This window comes from Streptomyces sp. NPDC038135 (genome assembly GCF_055601245.1).
Map to the genome: position 1 here is coordinate 351,544 of NZ_JBVJXS010000007.1, position 6,469 is coordinate 358,012.

9 protein-coding genes are annotated in these 6,469 nt (G+C 72.3%); 6 read left to right on the forward strand and 3 right to left on the reverse strand.

What is annotated here, in order from left to right; translation table 11 throughout:
• Positions 1 to 34: 34 nt before the first annotated feature.
• The gene (locus ACZ7JA_RS21920; RefSeq protein WP_450743343.1) at positions 35 to 712 is read right to left on the reverse strand and encodes a maleylpyruvate isomerase family mycothiol-dependent enzyme; all 678 of its coding nucleotides are present in this window, start codon (positions 710 to 712) and stop codon (positions 35 to 37) included.
• A gap of 50 nt (positions 713 to 762) precedes the next feature.
• On the opposite strand from ACZ7JA_RS21920, the gene ACZ7JA_RS21925 reads away from it, so the two are divergent.
• From ACZ7JA_RS21925 to ACZ7JA_RS21935, 3 genes are all read left to right on the forward strand, one after another.
• Positions 763 to 1,404 carry an HD domain-containing protein gene (locus ACZ7JA_RS21925; RefSeq protein WP_470809868.1) on the forward strand — a complete coding sequence of 214 codons (642 nt, stop codon included), beginning with the start codon at positions 763 to 765 and terminating at the stop codon, positions 1,402 to 1,404.
• Positions 1,405 to 1,437: 33 nt separating this feature from the next.
• Positions 1,438 to 1,866: a VOC family protein gene (locus tag ACZ7JA_RS21930; protein ID WP_351665937.1), complete on the forward strand. Its 429-nt coding sequence runs from the start codon at positions 1,438 to 1,440 to the stop codon at positions 1,864 to 1,866.
• A 91-nt stretch (positions 1,867 to 1,957) separates the two neighbouring features.
• Entirely contained in the window at positions 1,958 to 3,034 is a 1,077-nt protein-coding gene (locus ACZ7JA_RS21935) for a GNAT family N-acetyltransferase (RefSeq protein ID WP_351665939.1), read from the forward strand.
• Here the strand turns inward: ACZ7JA_RS21935 and ACZ7JA_RS21940 are convergent.
• Both ACZ7JA_RS21940 and ACZ7JA_RS21945 read right to left on the reverse strand, forming a co-directional pair.
• Positions 3,016 to 3,294, reverse strand: a complete 279-nt coding sequence (locus tag ACZ7JA_RS21940) for a DUF4031 domain-containing protein (protein ID WP_351665941.1) — start codon at positions 3,292 to 3,294, stop codon at positions 3,016 to 3,018. The genes ACZ7JA_RS21935 and ACZ7JA_RS21940 overlap by 19 nt on opposite strands.
• A gap of 7 nt (positions 3,295 to 3,301) precedes the next feature.
• Positions 3,302 to 3,685: a hypothetical protein gene (locus ACZ7JA_RS21945; protein ID WP_389450176.1), complete on the reverse strand. Its 384-nt coding sequence runs from the start codon at positions 3,683 to 3,685 to the stop codon at positions 3,302 to 3,304.
• Positions 3,686 to 3,740: 55 nt separating this feature from the next.
• On the opposite strand from ACZ7JA_RS21945, the gene ACZ7JA_RS21950 reads away from it, so the two are divergent.
• From ACZ7JA_RS21950 to ACZ7JA_RS21960, 3 genes are all read left to right on the forward strand, one after another.
• Entirely contained in the window at positions 3,741 to 4,646 is a 906-nt protein-coding gene (locus tag ACZ7JA_RS21950; protein ID WP_351665945.1) for a MurR/RpiR family transcriptional regulator, read from the forward strand.
• A gap of 34 nt (positions 4,647 to 4,680) precedes the next feature.
• On the forward strand, positions 4,681 to 5,604 hold the full coding sequence (gene murQ / locus ACZ7JA_RS21955; RefSeq protein ID WP_403681986.1) for an N-acetylmuramic acid 6-phosphate etherase: 924 nt from the start codon (positions 4,681 to 4,683) through the stop codon (positions 5,602 to 5,604).
• Positions 5,605 to 5,920: 316 nt separating this feature from the next.
• Positions 5,921 to 6,352, forward strand: a complete 432-nt coding sequence (locus tag ACZ7JA_RS21960; protein WP_351665949.1) for a hypothetical protein — start codon at positions 5,921 to 5,923, stop codon at positions 6,350 to 6,352.
• Positions 6,353 to 6,469 lie beyond the last annotated feature (117 nt).

A 6,469-nucleotide genomic window follows, 5' to 3' on the forward strand; every position in this document is an offset into this window, starting at 1 on the left:
CCAATCCAAGACTACGCCGATCCGGGGACGCCCATCATCCGAAGATGTTCAGCTCCGCCTCCCGCGCCCCCGCCAGCTCGTACGTCGTCCCGGACACCGGCCGCCCGGAGTAGAGCCGGACGAGGGTGGGGGCGTCGCCGATGTACCGCGCGGGCGGGGCCTCTCCCGCGACCGCGCCCAGCCGCAGCGGCTCGTCCATGTCGTCGAGGTCCGCGTGCAGCGAGAGGTGCTTCTTCTCCCGTGTGACGTGGGCCAGCAGCGCCAGGGCGTCCGGCAGCCCGGCGCCCGCGTAGGCCCCCGGCTCGCCCAGGGCCTCGCGCACGTCCCCGCCGTGCACCCACTCCCCGAGCGCGATCATGTCCAGCACCCCGCCGGCCTTGGCGATCGCCGGTCCCGCCTCGGTCATCCCGCGCTCCAGCTCGTCCACGACCTGGGCGTTCGTCCACTGGGCGCGTTCGGCGACGTCCCGGTCGTTGGACTCGGGTGAGAACACGCCCTTCTCGAACCGGCTCTCCACCACCCGCGCCAACGCGGCGGAACAGTGCGCGAGCACGTCCCGCACCGTCCACCCCGGGCACGCGGCGGCCGGCAACGCGAAGTCCGCGTCGGGCCGGGACCGCAGCAGCGGTATCAACACGTCCCGCTCGGCGGCGAGCAGCCGGCCGGGCAGTTCGGGGTCTCGTACGTCGTGCACATCCGCAGGAGTCGTCATGGATGTCACGCTAGGGGGCCGACCGGCACACGTCACGGAACAATGGGCGTATGGCCGACCTCGACGCCCTGCGTGCCCGATTCGCCCGCGCCCTGGAAGGGGCCCGCGGCCCCGGCGGCGGCCCCGACCCGGCGCCGTACGCCGACAACCTGCTGGCCCGCTGGCAGGAGCCCCAGCGCCGCTACCACACGCTGACCCACCTCACGACGGTCCTGGACCACGTCGACACGCTGGAGAAGTACGCGGCCGACCCGGACGCGGTCCGCCTGGCGGCCTGGTTCCACGACGCGGTCTACCTGCCCGACCGCTCCGAGAACGAGGAGCGCTCCGCGTCTCTGGCGGAACGCGCCCTGACCGAGGCGGGGGTGCCTGCGCCGAGAACGGCCGAGGTCGTCCGCCTGATCCGCCTCACCGTCACCCACGCCCCCGCGGACGACGACCCCGACGGCCAGGTCCTCTGCGACGCGGACCTGGCGATCCTCGCCTCGCCGCCGTCGGCGTACGCCCACTACACGGCCGAGGTCCGCGAGGAGTACCACTTCATCCCCAACGAGGCCTTCCGCGAGGGCCGAGCCGCCATCCTGCGCCAACTCCTCGACCTGCCCCGCCTGTTCCACACCCCGCACGGCCAGAAGCACTGGGAACGCACGGCTCGCTACAACCTCAGGGCCGAACTGGAGATGCTGTCGTAGTGAACCCTCGCAGCCCCTTGCTATGGTGCGCCGATGCCGTCGATCAAGCAGTTCCAAGTCACCTTCGACTGCGCTGAACCGGAGCGTGTCGCTCGTTTCTGGTGCGAGGTGCTGGGGTACGTCGAGCCGCAGCCACCGGGCGGGTTCGCCTCCTGGGACGAGTACCGGCGCTCGCTGCCGCCTGAGGAGCAGGGTTCCTGGTTCGCATGCGTCGACCCTTCCGGCGCGGGCCCGCGCCTGTTCTTCCAGCGCGTTCCCGAGGGGAAGGTCGCCAAGAACCGGGTGCACCTCGACGTGCGGGTCGCCACCGGGCTCGTGGGTGAAGAGCGCCTCGCCGCACTCGAGGCCGAACGCGCACGACTGGCGCCGCTCGGCGCGGTACACGTGCAGACGCTGTACGACGGCCATGACGCGTGCATCGCCATGCAGGACATCGAGGGCAACGAGTTCTGCCTCGACTGAGCTTCGGGCGAGCGTCCGGAGATGAGTCACATCTCCTCCACCGCCGGAAATACTGTCGCCCCCCGCCCACCACCCCCCTAGGGTTCGCCCCATGCGAGCTATGAGCGGGGACGACGTGTTGAAGGCCGTCGACGGGTGCCTGGCGGCGCTCGGGCCGGTGGCGGGGCGGGACTGGGAGGGGGTGCGCGCGGCCGGGCTGGAGTGGAGCTGCCGGGAGACCGTCGAGCACATCGCGGGTGATCTGATCGCCTACGCCGGGCAGTTGGCCGGAAGGCCGCAGGACTCCTATGTCCCGTTCGAGATCAAGCTCGACGACGGCACCGACAACGCCGGCCTGCTGGACGTCGTGCGGGCGACCGGTGCGCTGCTCGACGCCGCCGTCCGCACCACCCCGCCCCACGTCCGGGCCTTCCACCCCTACCCCTTCCGCGGCGCCGACCGCCAGGGCTTCGCGGCGATGGGCGTCGCCGAGGTGGTGCTGCACACGCACGACGTCACCCGGGCGCTCGGCGTCGAGTACACGCCGGAGGACGGCCTCGCCGAGGCCGTGCTCGGCTGGCTGTTCCCGCATGTGCAGCCCGGTCCGGCGGCCTGGCCGACCCTGCTGTGGGCGACCGGCCGGGGCGAGCTGCCGGGGCGGGCGCCGGTCACCGAGTGGCGCTGGCGCAACAACCTCGTCATCCCCGCCGAGCGGATCGATCTGGTCGGGCTGCGGCCGGTCGTCGCCCGCGACATCCGGCTGGGCGGCGACGGAGGCCTGGACTGGATCGAGGGCGGCCCCTACGAGGGCACCCGGGAGGCGGCCGGCTTCCTGGTGAAGGCGTACGAAGGGGGCGTGCACCGCCCGGAGTTCGGGGTCTTCGCCCTCGTACGGAAGGAGGACGGCCGCGCGGTCGGCGGCATCGGCTTCCACAGCGCGCCGGACGAGGACGGCCGGGTGGAGATCGGCTACGACCTGGTGGAGGGCGCCCGCGGGCAGGGCTACATCACCGAGGCCGTGCGCGCGCTGGCGGACTGGGCGCTGGCCCGGGACGACGTCCACGCCCTATTCGCGACCGTCGAGCGGGAGAACACCGCCTCCCAGGCCGTGCTGGGCCGGGCCGGCTTCACGCGGGTGAGCGAGGAGGACGGCAGCGGCGCCGAGCTGGCCTACGAGCTGCGGCGCTGAGCGAGCCCCTTGGGCCGGCGCAGCCCGGAGGCGCGCAGCAGCCGCACCACCTCGCGGCTGCTGACCCGCAGCGCCCCGGCGGCCACCGCGTCCGCGTACCGGTGCGACGGAAGGTCGTAGTGGTCGCGTTCGAAGGCGCGCCGGGGCACGCCCAGGGCCGCGGCGAACGCGTGCAGTTCGTCGTAGGACACGTCGCTGACCAGGTGCGACCACATGCGGCCGTGGCCGGGCCAGGACGGCGGGTCGATGTAGACGGTCACGGGCGGCTCACGAGGACTGCGCTCCGCCCATGGCCCGGCCCAGCGAACCCACCGGGGCGACCTGGACGCCCGCCTTGTGGCACACCCAGTGCGGGTCGGGCCCCAGTTCCGGCTCCACGTCCAGGGCGTGCGGGTCGCCCGATCCGCACACCGGGCACAACGGCCAGCGGCCGTACCGCTCCAGCAGCGCGTCCTGGACGTCCTGCGCGACCAGCCCGGGCAGGAAGGGCGCGCCGTCCGGCCACTGCTCGACCCACCAGCGCCGTTCGGCGACGGAGTCCTCCACCAGTGAGACCACGTCGGCCTCGGCCACCCGGCCGGCGACCAGGTCGGCGAGCACCAGGGCGCGGGCCGCGTGCAGCGCCTGCTCGAGTGGGGTCAGTGGCTCCATGGTCCCATTGTGCGCACTCTTGACCGCGGGACCGAACCGAAAATATCTTTCATTGGTGACCCAGGACGTGAAGGAAATTTTCGGCGGTCCGGGCGGCTCCCTCGCCGCGAAGGTGCGGACCCTCGCCCCCTCGATGACCCGTTCCATGCAGCGCGTCGCCGAGGCCGTCGCGAGCGATCCGGCCGGCTGCGCCGCCCTCACGGTCACCGGCCTCGCCGAACTGACCGGCACCAGCGAGGCGACGGTCGTCCGCACGGCCCGGCTGCTCGGCTACCCGGGCTACCGCGATCTGCGCCTGGCCCTCGCCGGCCTCGCCGCCCAGCAGCAGTCGGGCCGCGCGCCCGCGATCACGACGGACATCGCGGTGGACGACCCCATCGCCGACGTCGTGGCCAAGCTCGCCTACGAGGAGCAGCAGACCCTCGCGGACACCGCCGCCGGGCTCGACACCGCGCAGCTCGGCGCGGCCGTCACCGCGCTCGCGGGCGCCCGCCGCACCGATGTGTACGGCATCGGCGCCTCCGGCCTGGTCGCCCAGGACCTCACCCAGAAGCTGCTGCGGATAGGGCTCATAGCCCACGCGCACAGCGATCCGCATCTGGCCGTGACCAACGCGGTGCAGCTGCGCTCGGGTGATGTGGCGATCGCCATCACCCACTCGGGTTCCACCGGCGACGTCATCGAGCCGCTCCGGGTCGCGTTCGACCGCGGGGCGACCACCGTAGCCATCACCGGCAGGCCCGACTCGCCGGTGACGCAGTACGCCGACCACGTGCTGACGACGTCCACGTCACGGGAGACGGAGCTGCGGCCCGCCGCGATGTCCTCCCGGACGAGTCAGCTGCTGGTGGTGGACTGCCTGTTCGTCGGGGTGGCACAGCGGACGTACGACAGTGCGGCGCCCGCGCTGGCCGCGTCCTACGAGGCGCTGGCGCACCGGCACCGCTCCACCCCCAGGTGAGTGCAAGCACGCGAATCGGAGAGAGCCACCCCCCATGACCTCCCATGACCTGCGCAATCAGTTGGAGTCCCTCACCACCGAAGCCTTCCGGCCGGAGCTCGCGGAGATCGACCGGATGCCCACCCTCGACATCGCGCGCCTCATGAACGGCGAGGACGCGGGCGTGCCCGCCGCCGTCGCCGCGCGGCTGCCGCAGATCGCCGCCGCCATCGACGCCGTGGCCGAGCGCATGGCCCGCGGCGGGCGCCTGGTGTACGCCGGCGCGGGCACCGCCGGGCGGCTCGGCGTCCTCGACGCCTCCGAGTGCCCGCCCACCTTCAACACCGAGCCCGGTCAGGTCGCCGGCCTGATCGCGGGCGGCCCCGAGGCGATGGTCACCTCGGTCGAGGGCGCCGAGGACTCGGCGGAACTGGCCCGCGAGGACCTGGACGCGCTGAAGATCCGGCCCGAGGACACGGTGGTCGGCGTCTCCGCGTCCGGCCGCACCCCGTACGCCGTCGGCGCGGTCGAGCACGCCCGCTCGCTCGGCGCCCTGACCGTCGGCCTGTCCTGCAACGAACACAGCGCGCTCGCGGCCGCCGCCGAGCACGGCATCGAGGTCGTCGTCGGGCCCGAACTGCTCACCGGTTCGACCCGGTTGAAGGCCGGCACGGCCCAGAAGCTGGTGCTCAACATGCTGTCGACGATCACGATGATCCGGCTGGGGAAGACGTACGGGAACCTGATGGTCGACGTCCGCGCCTCCAACGCCAAGCTGCGGGCCCGCTCCCGGCGCATCGTGTCCCTGGCCACCGGGGCCCCCGACGAGGAGATCGAGCGGGCGCTGACCGAGGCGGGCGGCGAGGTGAAGAACGCGATCCTGATCGTCCTCGCCGGTGTCGACGGCCCCATGGCCGCCCGTCTGCTGGAGGAGTCCGGCGGCCACCTGCGCGCCGCACTCGCCGGCACGGCCGACTGAGGTCACGCTACGCGTCCGCAACGCGCACCCCCGTGCTGGGGCCCGGGGCGCCGGTGACGGCCGGGGCGAGCCATCACGGGGGAGGCGGGACCGGCCTCACCACCGCCGGCCCGGTTGCTTGTAACTGCCATTTGCATAAGCGGTGTTGAGTCGCAGGTCAGGCCGTTGCACTCATCCGCCGAACCAGGCGAAGGTCAAGAACAAGCCTCGCTGGCCGAAAGTTGACGTAAAGATCATTTAAACAGTACGTTCCCGCAGTTCCACCCGGAAGTGATCATGCACAGCGTGACGCCGGGCGGAAGACTGGGGAACCCGTATGCCGGGCATTTCAACCAAGCGTGTCTCCACCGTGGCCGGCCTGGCCGCCGCCGCCGTTCTCGCGTCGGCGCCGGGCGCCTGGGCCAACTGGTCCAGCCACATCACCTCCTGGACGGACGGCGGCACCTCCCGGACCTGGGCCGACGAGAGCTACAGCCAGATCCAGTTCACCGGGTGCACGGCTCAGTACGCCACCACCAAGCAGGTGGTCGTCCAGCTGTGGGACTACGACGCGCTGTCGTCCAACGACTACTACGGGTCCAAGACCTACACCGCCTGCTTCAACGGCGGCACGAGCAACGGTGAGTGGACCGGGCTGCCCACCGAGCCGGACTTCTACTTCGAGACCTCGAAGATCGGCCAGGGCGGGAGCTGCTGCCTCCTCAACGTGAGTTCGGTCTACGTCGACACCACCAAGGCCGACAGCTGACCTTCGGTTCCGAGGCGCGGGGGGGCCCACCCGGGCAGGGAGGGAGGCAGACAGCCCCCAACCCAAGAAAGGAAACCCGAGACACGCCGATCCCACCCTCTCCAGCAGCGCTGCCGT